We start from the raw sequence: 17,363 nt of genomic DNA, 5'->3' as shown, positions 1-17,363 counted from the left end.
CGTGGACAGCGCCGACTGGGGCGGACTGCTCGACCCGACCGGAAACCCCCCGCCCGTGGAGGGTGGGGGGATCCCCGGACTTGCACGTTCTCCTGCGCAGATGCAGTACGTTCGGGTCATGTCCCAGCCCGCCAAGTCCTCACGTACACCGGCCACGCCCGACGCACCGGAGAGTGCCGCGGGCAGTCGCGCCGCCGCGCAACGGCTCAAGATGCGACGGGAACTGGCGGCCTCGGCCATGGAGCTGTTCGCGACCAAGGGGTACGAGGCGACCACCGTCGACGAGATCGCGGCCCGGGCCGGGGTCGCCCGCCGCACCTTCTTCCGCCACTTCCGTTCGAAGGAAGAGGCGATCTTCCCCGACCACGACGACACCTTGATCCGCGCCGAGGCGGTCCTCGACGCGGCACCCGCGCACGAGCACCCGCTCGACACGGTGTGCCGCGGCATCAAGGAAGTCATGAAGATGTACGCGGCCCAGCCCGAGATCTCCGTCTCGCGTTACAAACTGACCCGTGAGGTGCCCACGCTGCGGGAGGCCGAGATCGCCTCCGTGGCCCGGTACGAGCGGCTCTTCACCCGCTACCTCCTCGGCCACTTCGACGAGCACGCCCATGACGACGACGCCAACGACGATCCGCTGCTCGCGGAGGTCGCCGCGTCCGCCGTGGTCACGGCCCACAACCACGTCCTGCGGCGCTGGCTGCGGGCCGGCGGCCAGGGAGACGTCGAGGCCCAGCTCGACCACGCCTTCTCCATCGTCCGCAGGACGTTCGGGACCGGGATCGGTGCCGGGCGGGACGCCGCGCCGCGCACGGCGCCCGCGTCCTCCTTCACGGAGGGGGACGTCCTGGTGACCGTGGCCCGGGTCGACGCCCCGCTCGACCAGGTGATGCGAACGATCGAGCAGGCACTGCGCGACCGCCCGTAGGGTTCGCGGAACCAGCGGAACCCGTGGAAGAGGCGGGTCCCCGCCCTTCCGGGGGCGGCCCTTTCCCCGCCCCTCCAGTGGTCGACTCCGACCGCGTCCGGTGCTCCGAGGTCCGTGACGTCGCGCGCCGCGCCCCGCGGCGTCCGCACCCCGCACCGCACCCCGCACCGCCTCCGCCACCGTCACTCGATCGGCGGAGCGCCGGAGCGGGTGTCCGGGCCGCTCGCCGCCGCGGAAACTCCCTCACCCGCGTGGCACTCCGGGCCCCGGGGCGACACTCTCCGTACCCGACAGGTCACCATCCGGCTTGGCCGGGCCATCCGCCGGCCACCTCACCGCCACCCCGCCGCGCCCCCCGTTCCCGTGCGAGAACCGGCCACACCCCCTCCGAACAGGGGTTTTGATCGATCATCGAGTGGCCTGATCGATCATCGCTCACGTGTTGCGTAAAGATTTCACCTGAGCGCAACTCATGGCACTCCGTGCCTTGCCAGGTGGCACGGTGTGCCATACGTTGATGTTGTCCGGGCGGCCGGCGTGCAGAGATCCCTCGTACGCCGGCTGTCCCCGCACACCACTGGTGAGCGCGCCCGGACGCCTGCGTCACAGGCACCCTCCCGCGCCGACAAAGCGCTGCCACAGCACCACCTCCGCCGAACCGACGGCACACCCCTCACCTCAGCAGCAGTACCGACGTAACCCTCAGCGTCTCCCCTCGGACGCGTATCGCCGGAGGCAACACCGTGAAGGAAATCCTGGACGCGATCCAGTCGCCGGACTCCACGTCCGCCGACTTCGCCGCTCTTCCGCTCCCCGAGTCCTACCGTGCCATCACCGTGCACAAGGACGAGACGGAGATGTTCGCCGGGCTCAGCACCCGCGACAAGGACCCCCGCAAGTCGATCCACCTGGACGACGTGCCGGTGCCGGAGCTCGGGCCGGGCGAGGCCCTGGTGGCCGTCATGGCCTCCTCGGTCAACTACAACTCCGTGTGGACCTCGATCTTCGAGCCGGTGTCGACCTTCAGCTTCCTGGAGCGCTACGGCCGGCTCAGCGACCTCAGCAAGCGCCACGACCTGCCGTACCACGTCATCGGTTCGGACCTCGCGGGCGTCGTCCTGCGCACCGGCCCCGGCGTGAACTCCTGGAAGCCCGGCGACGAGGTCGTCGCGCACTGTCTCTCGGTCGAGCTGGAGTCCTCGGACGGCCACAACGACACGATGCTCGATCCCGAGCAGCGCATCTGGGGCTTCGAGACCAACTTCGGCGGCCTCGCCGAGATCGCCCTCGTCAAGTCCAACCAGCTCATGCCGAAGCCCGACCACCTGAGCTGGGAGGAGGCCGCCGCTCCCGGCCTGGTGAACTCCACCGCCTACCGGCAGCTGGTCTCCCGCAACGGCGCCGGCATGAAGCAGGGCGACAACGTGCTCATCTGGGGCGCGAGCGGCGGACTCGGCTCGTACGCCACCCAGTTCGCGCTCGCCGGCGGCGCCAACCCCATCTGCGTCGTCAGCAGCGAGCAGAAGGCCGACATCTGCCGCTCGATGGGCGCCGAGGCGATCATCGACCGCAACGCCGAGGGCTACCGGTTCTGGAAGGACGAGTCCACCCAGGACCCGAAGGAGTGGAAGCGCTTCGGCAAGCGCATCCGCGAGTTCACCGGGGGCGAGGACATCGACATCGTCTTCGAGCACCCCGGCCGCGAGACCTTCGGCGCGAGCGTCTACGTCACCCGCAAGGGCGGCACCATCACCACCTGCGCCTCGACCTCGGGCTACATGCACGAGTACGACAACCGCTACCTGTGGATGTCACTGAAGCGGATCATCGGCTCGCACTTCGCGAACTACCGCGAGGCATGGGAGGCCAACCGGCTCGTGGCCAAGGGCAAGATCCACCCCACGCTCTCCAAGGTCTACTCCCTGGAGGACACCGGGCAGGCCGCCTACGACGTGCACCGCAACCTGCACCAGGGCAAGGTCGGTGTGCTCACCCTGGCGCCCCGTGAGGGCCTAGGTGTGCGCGACGAGGAGAAGCGCGCGCAGCACATCGACGCCATCAACCGCTTCCGGAACGTCTGAGGTCACCAGATGACAGAGCGTCAGCGTCAGAAGGACCGGCCGTGGCTCATGCGCACGTACGCCGGTCACTCCACGGCCGAGGCGTCCAACGAGTTGTACCGGCGCAACCTCGCCAAGGGCCAGACCGGCCTGTCGGTCGCGTTCGACCTGCCGACGCAGACCGGCTACGACCCCGACCACGTCCTCGCCCGCGGCGAGGTCGGCCGGGTCGGGGTTCCGGTCTCGCACCTCGGTGACATGCGCCGGCTGTTCCAGGACATCCCCCTGGACCAGATGAACACCTCGATGACCATCAACGCCACCGCCATGTGGCTGCTGGCGCTCTATCAGGTCGTCGCCGAGGAGCAGGGTGTGGACATCACCACGCTCCAGGGGACGACACAGAACGACATCGTGAAGGAGTACCTCTCGCGGGGGACCCACGTCTTCCCGCCGGTGCCCTCGCTCCGCCTGACGACGGACATGATCGCCTACACGGTCTCCCACATCCCCAAGTGGAACCCGATCAACATCTGCTCGTACCACCTCCAGGAGGCCGGTGCGACGCCGGTCCAGGAGATCGCGTACGCGATGTCGACGGCCATCGCGGTGCTGGACGCCGTCCGCGATTCGGGGCAGGTGCCTCCGGAGAAGTTCGGTGACGTCGTCGCCCGTATCTCCTTCTTCGTGAACGCGGGAGTCCGGTTCATCGAGGAGATGTGCAAGATGCGCGCGTTCAACCGCATCTGGGACGAGGTCACGCGCGAGCGGTACGGCATCCAGGACCCCAAGCAGCGCCGCTTCCGCTACGGCGTCCAGGTCAACTCCCTCGGGCTGACGGAGGCCCAGCCGGAGAACAACGTCCAGCGGATCGTGCTGGAGATGCTGGCCGTGACGCTCTCGAAGGACGCACGCGCGCGTGCCGTGCAGCTTCCCGCGTGGAACGAGGCGCTGGGCCTGCCCCGGCCCTGGGACCAGCAGTGGTCGCTGCGCATCCAGCAGGTACTCGCCCACGAGAGCGACCTGCTGGAGTACGAGGACATCTTCGAGGGCTCGCACGTCATCGAGGCCAAGGTGGCTTCCCTGGTTCAGGAGTCGCTCACCGAGATGGACCGGATCGACGAGATGGGCGGGGCGATGGCCGCCGTCGAGTCCGGCTATCTCAAGTCGCAGCTGGTCTCCTCGCACGCCGAGCGCCGGGCCCGGATCGAGGGCGGCGCCGAGAAGATCGTCGGCGTCAACATCTACGAGTCGACGGAGCCCAACCCGCTGACCGCCGACCTGGACGCGGCGATCCAGACGGTCGACCCGGCCGTCGAGGCCCGTGTCGTCACCGCGCTCCAGCAGTGGCGCGACACCCGCTACCAGCCGCCGTTCAACCACCCGCGCCCCTGCAAGGCGCTGGAGCGGCTGAAGGAGGCGGCCAAGGGCACCGACAACCTCATGGAGGCCACCCTGGAGTGCGCCCGCGCCGGGGTCACGACCGGCGAGTGGTCCGAGGCCCTGCGCGAGGTCTTCGGCGAGTTCCGCGCACCGACCGGCGTCTCCTCGGCGCCCGTGGCGGTCACCGCCGAGGAGGGCACCGCGATGGCACTGGTGCGCCACCGGGTCGAGGAGACCGCCCGCGACCTCGGTGTGGGCAAGCTCCGGTTCCTGGTGGGCAAGCCGGGTCTGGACGGTCACTCCAACGGCGCCGAGCAGATCGCCGTACGGGCCCGCGACGCCGGGTTCGAGGTGGTCTACCAGGGCATAAGGCTGACGCCCGAGCAGATCGTGGACGCCTCGATCGCCGAGGACGTGCACGCCGTCGGCCTGTCCATCCTGTCCGGCTCGCACGCCCAACTGGTGCCGGACGTGCTGGAACGGCTGCGCGAGGCAGGCGCGGGCGACATCCCGGTGATCGCCGGCGGGATCATCCCGAACGCCGACGCCGAACAGCTGCGAGCCGCCGGAGTGGCCGCGGTCTTCACCCCGAAGGACTTCGACATCACGGGAATCATCGGCCGTATCGTCGACGAGATCCGGAAAGCGAACAAGCTCGACCCCCTGGAGGTCCCCGCATGACCACGCCCGTCAACCGCCTTCGTCCGCGGCGATCCTGCCTGGCGGTGCCCGGCTCGAACCCGCGCTTCCTGGAGAAGGCCCAGGGCCTCCCCGCGGACCAGGTCTTCCTGGACCTGGAGGACGCCTGCGCCCCGCTGGCCAAGCCCGACGCGCGGCACACCATCGTGAAGTTCCTCAACGAGGGCGACTGGACCGGCAAGACGCGGGTCGTACGGGTGAACGACTGGACGACGCACTGGACGTACCGCGATGTCGTCACGGTCGTCGAGGGCGCGGGCCAGAACCTCGACTGCATCATGCTGCCGAAGGTCCAGGACGCGCAGCAGGTGGTGGCCCTCGACCTGCTGCTGACCCAGATCGAGAAGACGATGGGCTTCGAGGTCGGGAAGATCGGCATCGAGGCGCAGATCGAGAACGCGAAGGGCCTGGTGAACGTCGACGAGATCGCCGCCGCCTCGCCGCGCGTGGAGACCATCATCTTCGGCCCGGCCGACTTCATGGCGTCGATCAACATGAAGTCGCTCGTCGTCGGCGAGCAGCCGCCGGGGTACCCGGCGGACGCGTACCACTACATCCTGATGCGCATCCTGATGGCCGCGCGGACGCACGACCTCCAGGCGATCGACGGCCCCTACCTGCAGATCCGCAACCAGGAGGGCTACCGCGAGGTCGCCGGGCGCGCCGCCGCCCTCGGTTTCGACGGCAAGTGGGTGCTGCACCCGGACCAGGTCGCCGCGGCCAACGAGATCTTCTCGCCCTCGCAGGAGGACTTCGACCACGCCGAGCTGATTCTCGACGCGTACGAGTACTACACGTCCGAGGCGGGCGGCAAGAAGGGCTCCGCGATGCTCGGTGACGAGATGATCGACGAGGCCAGCCGCAAGATGGCACTGGTGATCTCCGGCAAGGGCCGGGCGGCCGGCATGCGGCGCACCAGCAAGTTCGAAGCTCCGGAGGCCTGAGCACCATGCAGTTCGGACGTACGTACGAAGAGTTCGAGGTCGGCGCGGTCTACAAGCACTGGCCCGGCAAGACGGTCACCGAGTACGACGACCACCTCTTCTGCCTCCTGACCATGAACCACCACCCCCTCCACATGGACTCGAACTATGCGGAGAGGACGACCGACTTCGGCCGGAACGTCGTCGTCGGCAACTACATCTACTCGCTGCTGCTCGGCATGTCGGTCCCCGACGTGTCCGGGAAGGCCATCGCGAACCTGGAGATCGAGTCGCTCAAGCACGTGGCGCCGACCTTCCACGGCGACACCCTGTACGGCGAGACGACCGTCCTCGACAAGACGCCCTCCCGGAGCAAGAACGACCGCGGGATCGTCCATGTCGAGACCAGGGGCTACAAGCAGGACGGCACGCTGGTCTGCGTGTTCCGCCGCAAGGTGATGGTCCCCACCGAGACGTACATCAAGGAGCGCGGCGGCGAGCAGCCCGGCCGCCCCGAGCCGACCGCACCCGCGGAGAAGAAGACGGAGAAGTAGCCATGGCGCGACTCGCCCAGACCGCCGGTCTGACCGACGTCCAGCAGGAGATCCTCTCCACGGTCCGCGACTTCGTGGACAAGGAGATCATCCCGGTCGCCACCGAGCTGGAGCACCGCGACGAGTACCCCCAGCAGATCGTCGACGGCCTGAAGGAACTGGGCCTGTTCGGCCTGATGATCCCCGAGGAGTACGGGGGGCTGGGCGAGTCGCTCCTCACGTACGCGCTCTGCGTGGAGGAGATCGCCCGCGGCTGGATGTCGGTGTCCGGCATCATCAACACGCACTTCATCGTGGCGTACATGATCAAGCAGCACGGCACCCAGGAGCAGAAGGACCACTTCCTGCCCCGGATGGCGCAGGGCGAGGTGCGTGGCGCGTTCTCGATGTCGGAGCCGGCGCTCGGCTCGGACGTGTCGGCGATCTCGTCCAAGGCGGTCCGGGACGGCGACGAGTACGTCCTGAACGGTCAGAAGATGTGGCTGACGAACGGCGGCTCGTCGACCCTGGTGGCCGTGCTCGTGCGCAGCGACGAGGGTCACCCCGAGGGCACGGCGCCGCACAAGTCGATGACGACCTTCCTGGTCGAGAAGGAGCCCGGCTTCGGCGAGGTCCGCCCCGGCCTCACGATCCCCGGGAAGATCGACAAGATGGGCTACAAGGGTGTCGACACCACCGAGCTCATCATGGACGGATTGCGCGTTCCGGCCAATCGGGTGCTCGGCGGCGCCACCGGCCGAGGGTTTTACCAAATGATGGACGGAGTGGAGGTCGGCCGCGTGAACGTGGCGGCCCGTGGCTGCGGCGTCGCTCAGCGTGCCTTCGAACTCGGTGTCTCGTATGCCCAGCAGCGTCACACTTTCGGCAAGCCGATCGCGCAGCATCAGGCCATCCAGTTCAAGCTGGCCGAGATGGCCACCAAGGTCGAGGCCGCCCATGCGATGATGGTGAACGCGGCACGCAAAAAGGACTCCGGGGAACGAAACGACCTCGAAGCGGGGATGGCGAAGTACCTCGCGTCCGAATACTGCAAAGAAGTCGTCGAGGACGCCTTCCGGATCCACGGCGGCTACGGCTTCTCCAAGGAGTACGAGATCGAGCGCCTCTACCGTGAGGCACCGATGCTGCTGATCGGTGAAGGTACCGCCGAAATCCAGAAAATGATCATCGGGCGCCGACTGCTCGAAGAGTATCGACTCCAGGGCTAGCCGGGGTTGGATGTCCTGGTTCGGGGTGTTTTCTTCGAGAAGAAGATCACACCCCGTCAACACTCTTCGGCCGCCGACTCGGCTTCCTGGCTTGCCCAGTTGTGGCCCACGACCGGTACGATCCCGGGAAAGCCGCCGTCCCCCGTTCCAGCGCGGCATCATCCGCTACGAAGGTCATCCATGCCCCACAGCCAAACCTCTGCACCTCGCGACAGCCTGGTCGGCGTACGCCTCGCGCGCGGAGCATCGCCGTGGCTCCTCCCGACCGTCGCCACCGCAGCCCTCAGCCTCGCCCGCTCGCGCCGCTCCGGCGTCGCGAAGGCCGTGGCCGTACCCGCCACCGCGCTCGCGGCGGGCATGCTGTGGTTCTTCCGCGACCCGGAGCGCGAGATCGCCCAGGGCCGCGTCATCTCGCCCGCCGACGGTGTGGTGCAGAGCATCATGCCGTGGAAGGACGGGCGTACCCGCGTCGCGATCTTCATGAGTCCGCTCAACGTCCATGTCAACCGCGCGCCGCTCTCCGGCACGGTGACCTCGGTCGAGCACATCCCGGGCGGGTTCGTTCCGGCGTTCAACAAGGAGAGCGAGAACAACGAGCGGGTCGTCTGGCACTTCGACACCGAGCTCGGCGACATCGAGATGATCCAGATCGCCGGCGCCGTCGCCCGCCGTATCGTTCCTTATGTACCCCGGGGCACGAAGGTCGAGCAGGGCGACCGGATCGGCCTGATCCGTTTCGGCTCGCGCGTCGACATCTACCTCCCCGAGGGTGTCGAGGTCGATGTGGAAGTCGGTCAGAAGACCGTGGCTGGGGTGACTCGAATTGACCGTGATTGATCCTGAGACTCAGGCCGGCTGGGTGCCGGAGGCCGACGAGGTGGACGACGAGGAGGAGATGCCCCTCTCCCTTCGCCTCTCGATAGCGGACACCCTCACCCTCGGCAACGCCACGTGCGGCTTCATGGCGGTGTACTTCACCACCACCGGCATCCTGATCCCGCACCTCACCGGCAGCCAGGAGTCGGGCATGGCGCGGCACAGCGCCGCCACGGCCGTCATCCTGATGCTCTGCGCCGCGGTCTTCGACCTGTTCGACGGCCTGGTGGCGAGAAAACTGCGCTCCTCCCCCATGGGCGCGGAACTCGACAACCTGTCGGACCTGATCAGCTTCGGCCTCGCTCCGGCCTACTTCGTGCTGGTCTACGGCATGGTCGCGGACGACGCGCACCAGAGAGTGGCCGCGGTCGGCGCGATCGTGGTGCTGCTGGCGGTCGTGCTGCGGCTGGCGCGCTTCTCCTGCGTGACGGTCAAGGACGGCACGTTCCAGGGCATGCCGTCGCCGTTCGGCGCGCTGACGGTGGTCTCGATCGTGCTGCTGGAGCTTCCCTTCGTCGCCACGCTCATGGCGATCATCGGGACCGCGTGGCTCATGGTGAGCCGGGTCGAGTATCCGAAGCCGCGGGGACGTCTCGCGGTGGCGATGCTCTCCTGGATCGTCCTGAGCATGGGCATGCTGGCGGCCTGGGCCTTCGACGCTCCGGGCGGGCAGCTGCTCCTCCAGACCGGGTGTGCGCTCCAGCTGGTCCTCGGTGCGGTGATTCCCCTCTTCGCCACGGCCCGCAGGGTGAACAACTTCCGCGACAACCGGCGTGAGGCGCGAGCGGCACAGCTGCCGTAGCCCCCGCTGTACGAGGCCGAAGGGCCCCGAACCATCCGGTTCGGGGCCCTTCGGCGTAGGCGGGCGCGGTCAGCCGCCCAGTGTGTAGCCCTCGGCCACGGCCGAGGCGGCGGCCTGCCGGACGACCTTCATCCCGCCCACGGCGCTCTTGTCCGGTTGCAGGATGACGCTCTCCTTGGAGGACGGGGCCTTCGGGTCGGTGAAGTCCTGGGTGATGCCGAAGCCCGGGTCGAAGGCGTTGATCGTCAGCAGCGCCTTGTCCACGCCCTCCCGGGTGAGGTCCTTGCCGGCACACGCCTTCTTGAGGGCCTCACCGAAGGCGAGAGCGGCGGTCCAGCCGGCCACCACGCCGTTGTCCAGCGAGTCCTTCGGATAGGCCGCCTTGTAGTCCTCGACGAGCTTCTTGGCCTGCGGGGTGTCCGCGCCGATGGGCAGCGAGGGCGAGGCGACGTAGTAGTTCCTCATCAGGGCGGGGCCCGCCTGGGTGGCGAGCAGCTGCGGCGCGAAGGCCGAGTTGTTCCCGATGATCGGCACGTCGAACCTGCCCGCCGCCGCGACCCCGACGAGCGAGGCGGCCTGGCGCGGGCCCGCGCTGATCACGATCGCCTTCACCCCGGCCTGCTTCAGCGCGGCGACCTGGCCGGTCATGTCGTTGTCGGTCGGTTTGATCTTCTGCTCGACGATGGTGAGCCCGGACTGCTTCGCCATGTACTTCGAACCGGCCAGGGCGTTCTCGCCGTAGTCGCCCTCGAAGTACACGTGGCCGACCTTGTCACCCTTCTTCAGTCCCTTCTCCTTCATCAGGAAGTCGAGGGCGTTGATCGTCTCGATGTCGTACGTGGACCCGATGACCCGGATGTACGGGCTGCCGAGCAGGTTGCCCGACCATGCCTGGGGCAGCACCAGGCCCTTGTCCCGGCCGTCCACGCGCTGCTTGACGGCGGCCACGAACGGCGAGCCGATGAACTGGGTGAACCCGAGGACCTTCGGCTCCAGCTCGGTGTAGCCGGAGACCGCCTTCTGCGGGTCGTAGCCGTGGTCGCGGACCGTGAGCGCCAACCGGTAGCCGCACACACCGCCGGCCGCGTTGGTCTGCTTCACATAGAGCTGCTGGGCCTGCGTGACACTCTTGCCGAGGGTCGCGTAGACGCCCGTCATGTCGGTGAGCACGCCGAGCGCGATGGTCTTCCCGGAGACGCCCTCACCGGTCTTGACGCCACCCGCCGCCTCCTTGTCGCTCCCCTTGTCGTCCTTGACCTTGGAACTGCACCCGGCCAGCACGAGCAGCACCGCGAGCGCGCCCGCGACCGCCTTCGCCGCGGGTGCCCCCGGCCTCCGTACCATGCTCATGGTCATCTTTCCTCCCCTGGGTTGGGCCTGCCGCGACGCCGGGCGGCCACACTGACCAGGCCGCCGGGCAGGAAGAGCACCGCCGCCACGACGGCGGCGCCGTACAGGTACCGGGCCGCCTCGCCCGGTGCGATGCCGCCGGTTCCCGGGTCCGAGACCAGGGGCAGGGCGTCGCTGTAGTGCGTCAGCAGCTGGGGCAGCAGGGAGACGAAGGCCGCCCCCACCACCGCCCCGGCGACCGAACCGAGGCCGCCGATGACGATCATGGCGAGATAGTCGAGCGAGAGCGTGATCCCGAAGTAGTCGGGCACCGTGCGCTGGAAGACCAGCGCGAGCAGCACCCCCGCCAGGCCGGCGTACATCGAGGACAGGACGAAGACCCCGGCGCGGAACCGGGCGACGGGGACTCCGATCACGCCGGCCGCGATCCGGTGGTCGCGGATCGCGTTCAGGGCCCGGCCGGGACGGCCGCGCAGCACCCCGCGGGCGAAGAGCGCCCCCGCGAGGAGCAGCAGGAGTCCCACGTACCAGAGCTTCTCGGCGGAGCCGAAGGGAACGTCGGCGATGACCGTCTCCCGGTCGTCGAAGGTGAGACCGAACAGGCTCAGCGGCGGTACGTCGCGGCCGTTGAAGCCCCCGGTGAGATCGCGCGCGTTGAACAGCACGTGCTGGCCGATGAAGATCAGCGCGAGGGTGGCGATGCCGAGGTAGGCCCCGCGCAGCCGGCCGGCGATCGGGCTGAAGAGGCCCCCGGCGACCCCGGCGACGGCGACCGCGAGCACGGCGGCGAGCCAGGTCGGCAGACCCAGACCGGTGAGCCCGTCGCTCCCGTCGGCGGCGAACACGCAGTAGCCGTACGCGCCGACCGCGAGGAAGAAGGCGTGGCCCATGGAGAGCTGTCCGGTCGCGCCGGTCAGCAGGTTGATGCCGATCGCGCCGATCGCCGCGGCCATCGCGAACAGGCCCGCCTGGAGCCAGAAGCGTTCGAGGTAGAAGGGCAGGCCGAGCAGCAGGACGGCGCATCCGGCCCGGACGTACACGCGGCCGTGCGGCAGCCACCGGACGCGGCGGCGCGTGGGCCGCGGCTCGCCGGCCGTCTCTTCGCGGGCGAGGACCTCAGACACGGGCGAGCTCCTTCGTGCCGAACAGCCCGGCGGGCCGGATGAGCAGGATCGCGACCATCACCACGTAGGGCGCGAGGTCCCCGAGACCGCGCCCGAGGAAGCTGAGGTCGCTCTGGTAGCCGGTGGCGAGGGACTCGGTGATGCCGACGAGCAGGCCGCCCACCAGCGCGCCCGTCGTCGAGTCGAGGCCGCCGAGGATCGCCGCGGGGAACGCCTTGAGCGCGGCGAGGGACGTGGCGCGTTCCAGGCCGGGCGTCGGGAAGACGGTGAGGAACAGCGCGGCGACGGCCGCCAGTGCCCCGGCGACCGCCCACGCCCCGAGCGACACCCGGCGCAGCCGCACGCCCATCAGGGCCGCGGTCTCGGGGCTCTCGGCGGCCGCGCGCATCGCCACGCCCCAGGACGTGTAGCGGAAGGCCAGCAGGAACACCGTGATGAGCAGGGCCGCGGCGGCGAACGCGGCGATCCTGGTGTGCGCGAGGGAGACCGGCCCGATGGTGAGCACGGCGTCTCCCCACGGGTCGCCGGGGCTCAGGACGTTCGTGCCGATACGGCGGGTCAGTTCCGTGGTGAGCAGGATGTCGACGCCGATGGTGACGATGGCGAGGACACTCTGGTCGGAGCCGCGGTAGCGGCGCATCACCAGGAACTCCACGGCGGCACCGACCAGGGCGGCGCCCGCGATGCCGACGAGCAGCGCGGGCCAGAAGCCGATGTCGTCGTGCAGGGACGCGGTGATGTAGCCGCCCGCGAGGAGCAGCGAGGCGTGGGCGAAGTTCACGACCTCGGTGGCCCGGAAGATCACGACGAAGCCGAGGGCGATCAGGGCGTAGACGGAGCCCAGCGAGACTCCGTTGAGGAGGAGCTCGGCGAACGTGCTCATCGGTCGGTCTCCTCTGCGTCGGGGCGTTCGCCCAGATAGGCGCGGACGACCGCGGGGTCGTTCTGTACGTCGGCGGGGGCGCCGTCGGCGATCCGGCGTCCGAAGTCGAGTACGGTCACCGCGTCCGCGAGCCGCATCACCACCCCCATGTCGTGTTCCACCAGCACGATCGAGATGCCGAGGCTGTCGCGGACACCCGCGACGACCTCGGCGGTACGGCGCCGCTCGTCGGCGGTCATGCCCGCGACGGGTTCGTCCAGCAGCAGGAGCCGTGGCTCCATGCACAGGGCGCGGGCGAGTTCGGCGAGCTTCTGCTGCCCGTACGGGAGCGAGCCGGCCGGCCGGCCGAGCTGCCGCTCCAGACCGACGAACGCGGCGATCTCACGGACGCGTTCACGGTGCCGGCGTTCCTCGCGGGCGGCGGCGGGCAGCCGCAGCCCCGCGGCGAGGAATCCGGTACGGGTCAGCCGGTGCCGGCCGAGCAGCAGGCTGTCCTCGACCGTGACGCGCGGCGGCAGGGCGAGGTTCTGGAAGATCCGGGCGACACCGAGGGCCGCGATGCGGTGCGGTGGCAGGCCGGTCAGTTCGTGTTCGCCGAAGCGGACGCTTCCCGACGCCGGCCGGTAGACACCGGACATGACGTTGAAACAGGTGGACTTCCCGGCGCCGTTGGGTCCGATGAGGGCGTGCACGGTGCCGGGGCGCACGGTGAGGCTCACCGCGTCCAGGGCGGTCAGGCCGGCGAACCGGACCGTCAACTCCTCGATGTGGAGCGGGGGGACGGCGGAGTCCGCGGCAAGTCCGGGCGCTTCGGGGGCGGTCGGCACGGTCTCGGGTCTGTCCACGAGGGCGCTCACCCCTTCCAGCGCGGCAGGGCCGGCAGCGCGCCGCGCGCTCGTGACGCGTCGGCCGCGGCGTCCTCGTCCACCACACCCAGGTAGCGGCGGCGCACCTCGTCGGAGGCGGCCAGCTCGGCGGCGGGGCCGGCGAGGGTCACCTCGCCGACCTCGAGGACGTAGGCGTGGGTGGCGAGCCGGAGGGCGAGGGCGGCGTTCTGCTCGACGAGGAGGACGGAGGTGCCCTGCGCGTTGATCTCCCGTACGGTGTCGGCGATCCGGGCGGCCATCAGCGGGGCGAGTCCGAGCGAGGGCTCGTCGAGGAGGAGCACCTTCGGGGCGCCCATGAGCGCCCGTCCGACCGCGAGCATCTGCTGCTCGCCGCCGGACAGCAGTCCGGCGCGCTGCTGGGCGCGCTCGGCCAGCACGGGGAACAGGTCGTGCACGCGGCGCAGCGCCCGGACCCGGTCGGCCCTGCCACCGGTGGCGCCGAGGGCTCCGGCCCGCAGATTGTCGGCGACCGTCATCCGCGCGAACACCCGCCTGCCCTCCGGTACTTGGGACACCCCGGCGGCGACCACCCGGTCCGGCGGCAGCCGGTCGAGTGGTCGGCCGCCCAGGCTGACGGACCCTCCGGTCACCGCCCCCGCGTGGAAGGAGAGGGTCCGGCACACGGCACGCAGCAGCGTCGACTTGCCCGCGCCGTTGCCGCCCAGGACCGTGACCACGGCACCTTCCGGAACGTCCAGCGACACCTGGCGCAGCGCGCGTACGGGTCCGTATCCGACCGACAGGTTCCGTACGAGCAGAGCGGAACCGCCCATGGCACCTCCCTTGTCCTTGCTCGGTGCTTGTCCTTGCTCGGTGCTTGTCCTTGCTCGGTGTGGCGCTCACCTCAGCACCGGCGGGGAGCGTCCGTCCACGGGGGGCGGGCGAATCGCGGCGGGTGCCCAGAGGTCGTGGCCGCCCGTTGTGCGCGCGCACAACGCTGCGTGTCAGGGGCCTGTGCGGGGCGGTACGGGGATGGCATCCTCCGGCCATGGGAGGGCGCAGACCGCGGACCGGTCATGACTGGAAGCTGCTCGCGGAGTCCTGCGGGGCTCTGCTGGAACGACTGCCCGAGCTCGTCGACCAGCACCTGCGACAGCTCGCCGAGTACTCGCCCGTCTACGCGCAGGTGCTGCCGCAGGACCAGCAGTGGCGGGAGGCGGAGACGGCCATGCGCATCGGGATCGAGACGATCTCGGCGCCACGGGCCTCGCCGCGCCGCGATCTGGAGCACGCCGAACAGGCGGGGCGCCGGCGGGCTCTGCAGGGACTGCCGCTGGAACTGCTCGTGCACGCCTACCGCGCCGCGGGCTATCTCGTGTGGGACGCGCTCATGGAGGGCCCGGTGGGCCGGGAGCCGGAGCGGCTGGCGGTGCTGATGCGTTCGGCGACGATGGTGTGGTCGGCCGTGGACGCCCAGACGGTCGCCGCGTCGGAGGCGTACCGGACCACCGAGCGCGAGCTGCGGCGGCGCACGGACGAGCAGTTGCAGGCACTGCTCGACGCCCTGCTGGAGGGGCAGGAGGCGCCCGGACTCGCGGCGCGGGCCGCGGCGGGGCTCGACCTGCCCGAACAGGCACCGTACGCGGTGGTGGTCCTGCGTCCGGAGCGGCGGGACTTACGGGAGGCGGTCCCCCGGCCGGTACAGGGCGGGGGTTTGCGCTTCATCTGGCGGATGCGGGCGGACTGCGAGGTCGGCGTGGTGGCGCTGGACGCCGACCGGGACCTGGACCGCGTGGTGCGACTGCTCCACGGCCGGTGCTCGGGGCCGGGCGGTATCAGTCCGGTGGTGGCGGGCCTCGGTGAACTGGGGCGCGCGCGGCGGCTGGCGGAGCTGGCGTTGCGCACCTGTACGCCGGACTCCACGGAGGTCGTACGTCTCGACCAGCGGATGCCGACCGCGCTGGTGGTCAGCCAGCCGGAGCTGGCGGGACGGCTGGTGGCGGACGTGTTCGGGGCGCTGCTGGAGCTGGAGCCGGCCGACCGGGCGGTGCTGCTGGAGACCCTCGACGTGTGGCTGCTGTGCGAGGGTTCCGCCGGGCGGGCCGCGGGTCGTCTGTACTGCCACCGCAACACGGTCTTCAACCGGCTGCGACGGCTGGAACAACTCACCTCGCGCTCACTGGCCCGGCCCCGGGACCTGATCGAGATGACGCTGGCCCTGGACGCGTACCGGTTGTCGGGGGGCGGGACCGCGGCGGTGTGAGGGGGCGTACGGCAGGGGGTAGGCGCGGCGGGCGGCGGCCGAGGTCGAACGGGCGGCCGAGCCACCTGGGCCGCCGTGTGTCGGCCGCGCGGGTGTGGGGCGGAGACCGCTTCCCGGGGCGCGAGGCGGGGACGGCTTCCCGGAGCGCGAGGCGGGGGCGGCTTCCCGGAGCGCAGGGCGCGAGGCGGGGACGGCTTCCCGGAGCGCGAGGCGCGAGACGGGGACAGCTTCCCGGGACGCGGGGCGCGAGACAGGGGCGGTTTCCCGGGGCGCGGGGACGGGCACCCTCCCCCGCCTCGCCGGCAGGGCTCCCGACCGCTCAGATGAGGAAGTCGCGTCCGATGTTCTCCGCGACGCGCTCCAGGATCGGACCCGCGTCCGCGATGCACTTAGCGATGTCGGGCTCGACGTCGGTGAGCGGGTACGCCCGCCGGATGCCGGCCCGCCCGAGCGCCTCCGGGGGAAGCGCGAGCCGTCCGCAGACCGCGACGACCTCCCTACCCGCCGCACGCGCGGCCGTCGCGACGCCCGCCGGGGCCTTCCCGTGCAGGGTCTGCTCGTCGAGCGAGCCCTCACCGGTGATGACGAGGTCGGCCCGGTCGAGAGCAGGCGCGAAACCGAGGACGTCGAGCATGACCTCGATGCCGGGACGGAAACGCGCGCCCACGACGAGCGCTCCGTACCCGATGCCGCCCGCCGCTCCAGCACCGGGCGCGGCCGCGTACTCGGCGGCCCGCGAACCGATCGCCTTCTCCAGGACGGCGGTGAAGTGGGTGAGCGCGGTGTCCAGGACCACCACGTCGTCGGGGCTCGCGCCCTTCTGGGGGCCGTACACGGCCGGGGCGCCCTTGGGGCCCGTCAGGGGGTTGTCCACGTCGCTGGCGAGGACGAGATCGACCGAGGAGAGCCGGGCGTCGAGGCCGGACAGGTCCGCGGTCACCACGTCGCCGAGCGCCGCACCACCGGGTGCCACCCGCTCGCCGTCAGCGTCGAGGAAGCGCGCGCCCAGCGCGGAGAGCATCCCGGCGCCACCGTCCGTCGTGGCGCTGCCGCCGACACCGAACACGATCGTGCGCGCCCCCGCGTCCAGTGCGGCCCGCAGCAGTTCCCCGGAGCCGTACGTCGACGCGGTGAGCGGCGCGAAGGTCCCGGCGGGCAGCCGCTGCAGCCCGCTGGCCTCCGCCATCTCGACGACCGCGGTGTCGCCCCGCAGTGCGAACGCGGCCGTGACCTCTTCCCCCAGGGGCCCGGCGACCCGTGCCTCCCGGCGCTCGAAACCGGCCGCGACCGCCGCGTCGACGGTGCCGTCACCGCCGTCGGCCACCGGCAGCGACTCGACCACGGCGGCCGGCGCCACCCGGCGCAGCCCGGCCGTCACCCGCTCCGCGACCTCGACGGCGGTCAGCGAGCCCTTGAACTTGTCCGCGGCGATCAGCACCCGCGGATCACGCCGGCCGCCCGCGCGTGTCGTCTTCTCGGC

15 protein-coding genes are annotated in these 17,363 nt (G+C 70.5%); 9 read left to right on the top strand and 6 right to left on the bottom strand.

All coding sequences use genetic code 11. From position 1 onward, the window contains the following. Window positions 1–118: 118 nt before the first annotated feature. The 8 genes from ACFVTC_RS17000 to pssA all read left to right on the top strand — a co-directional run bounded on the left by ACFVTC_RS17000 (window position 119) and on the right by pssA (window position 9,436). Window positions 119–931, top strand: coding sequence for a TetR family transcriptional regulator (locus ACFVTC_RS17000; RefSeq protein ID WP_248002140.1), 813 nt, complete (start codon window positions 119–121; stop codon window positions 929–931). Window positions 932–1,674: 743 nt separating this feature from the next. Continuing rightward, entirely contained in the window at window positions 1,675–3,012 is a 1,338-nt protein-coding gene (gene ccrA, locus ACFVTC_RS16995) for a crotonyl-CoA carboxylase/reductase (RefSeq protein ID WP_390127601.1), read from the top strand. Window positions 3,013–3,021: 9 nt separating this feature from the next. Further along, window positions 3,022–5,055 (top strand): protein meaA, encoded by a 2,034-nt coding sequence (locus tag ACFVTC_RS16990; protein WP_390127599.1) that lies wholly within the window; start codon window positions 3,022–3,024, stop codon window positions 5,053–5,055. Further along, the gene (locus tag ACFVTC_RS16985; RefSeq protein WP_153287845.1) at window positions 5,052–6,017 is read left to right on the top strand and encodes a CoA ester lyase; all 966 of its coding nucleotides are present in this window, start codon (window positions 5,052–5,054) and stop codon (window positions 6,015–6,017) included. Before ACFVTC_RS16990 ends, ACFVTC_RS16985 begins: the two co-directional genes overlap by 4 nt. Before the next feature lie 5 nt (window positions 6,018–6,022). Beyond that, a complete protein-coding gene (locus tag ACFVTC_RS16980) occupies window positions 6,023–6,550 on the top strand; it encodes a MaoC family dehydratase (RefSeq protein ID WP_390127597.1) in 528 nt (175 codons plus the stop codon). Window positions 6,551–6,552: 2 nt separating this feature from the next. Continuing rightward, window positions 6,553–7,758, top strand: a complete 1,206-nt coding sequence (locus tag ACFVTC_RS16975; protein ID WP_390127595.1) for an acyl-CoA dehydrogenase family protein — start codon at window positions 6,553–6,555, stop codon at window positions 7,756–7,758. A gap of 180 nt (window positions 7,759–7,938) precedes the next feature. Continuing rightward, complete coding sequence (locus ACFVTC_RS16970; RefSeq protein WP_390127593.1) at window positions 7,939–8,595, top strand: phosphatidylserine decarboxylase; 657 nt, start codon at window positions 7,939–7,941, stop codon at window positions 8,593–8,595. Window positions 8,596–8,617: 22 nt separating this feature from the next. Continuing rightward, a complete protein-coding gene (gene pssA / locus ACFVTC_RS16965; protein WP_168534203.1) occupies window positions 8,618–9,436 on the top strand; it encodes a CDP-diacylglycerol--serine O-phosphatidyltransferase in 819 nt (272 codons plus the stop codon). Window positions 9,437–9,505: 69 nt separating this feature from the next. Here the strand turns inward: pssA and ACFVTC_RS16960 are convergent, their stop codons facing one another. From ACFVTC_RS16960 to ACFVTC_RS16940, 5 genes are all read right to left on the bottom strand, one after another. Continuing rightward, window positions 9,506–10,786 carry an ABC transporter substrate-binding protein gene (locus tag ACFVTC_RS16960; protein ID WP_390127592.1) on the bottom strand — a complete coding sequence of 427 codons (1,281 nt, stop codon included), beginning with the start codon at window positions 10,784–10,786 and terminating at the stop codon, window positions 9,506–9,508. A gap of 2 nt (window positions 10,787–10,788) precedes the next feature. Further along, entirely contained in the window at window positions 10,789–11,910 is a 1,122-nt protein-coding gene (locus ACFVTC_RS16955) for a branched-chain amino acid ABC transporter permease (RefSeq protein ID WP_390127590.1), read from the bottom strand. Further along, window positions 11,903–12,793 carry a branched-chain amino acid ABC transporter permease gene (locus ACFVTC_RS16950; RefSeq protein ID WP_390127588.1) on the bottom strand — a complete coding sequence of 297 codons (891 nt, stop codon included), beginning with the start codon at window positions 12,791–12,793 and terminating at the stop codon, window positions 11,903–11,905. The genes ACFVTC_RS16955 and ACFVTC_RS16950 overlap by 8 nt, the downstream gene beginning before the upstream one ends. Further along, a complete protein-coding gene (locus tag ACFVTC_RS16945; RefSeq protein ID WP_390127881.1) occupies window positions 12,790–13,560 on the bottom strand; it encodes an ABC transporter ATP-binding protein in 771 nt (256 codons plus the stop codon). Before ACFVTC_RS16945 ends, ACFVTC_RS16950 begins: the two co-directional genes overlap by 4 nt. An 86-nt stretch (window positions 13,561–13,646) precedes the next feature. Next, window positions 13,647–14,453 (bottom strand): ABC transporter ATP-binding protein, encoded by an 807-nt coding sequence (locus ACFVTC_RS16940; protein WP_390127586.1) that lies wholly within the window; start codon window positions 14,451–14,453, stop codon window positions 13,647–13,649. Between the two features lie 215 nt (window positions 14,454–14,668). Between ACFVTC_RS16940 and ACFVTC_RS16935 the strand changes: the two genes are divergently transcribed. Next, window positions 14,669–15,883, top strand: coding sequence for a PucR family transcriptional regulator (locus tag ACFVTC_RS16935; RefSeq protein WP_390127584.1), 1,215 nt, complete (start codon window positions 14,669–14,671; stop codon window positions 15,881–15,883). A gap of 319 nt (window positions 15,884–16,202) precedes the next feature. On the opposite strand, the gene ACFVTC_RS16930 is transcribed toward ACFVTC_RS16935, so the two are convergent. Next, on the bottom strand, window positions 16,203–17,321 hold the full coding sequence (locus ACFVTC_RS16930) for a glycerate kinase (RefSeq protein ID WP_390127879.1): 1,119 nt from the start codon (window positions 17,319–17,321) through the stop codon (window positions 16,203–16,205). Window positions 17,322–17,363: the final 42 nt, after the last annotated feature.

The sequence above is a fragment of the Streptomyces sp. NPDC057950 genome (assembly GCF_042887295.1).
GTDB classification, from domain to species: Bacteria; Actinomycetota; Actinomycetes; order Streptomycetales; family Streptomycetaceae; genus Streptomyces; species Streptomyces kaempferi.
This window is presented reverse-complemented; position numbering and strand designations above follow the sequence as displayed.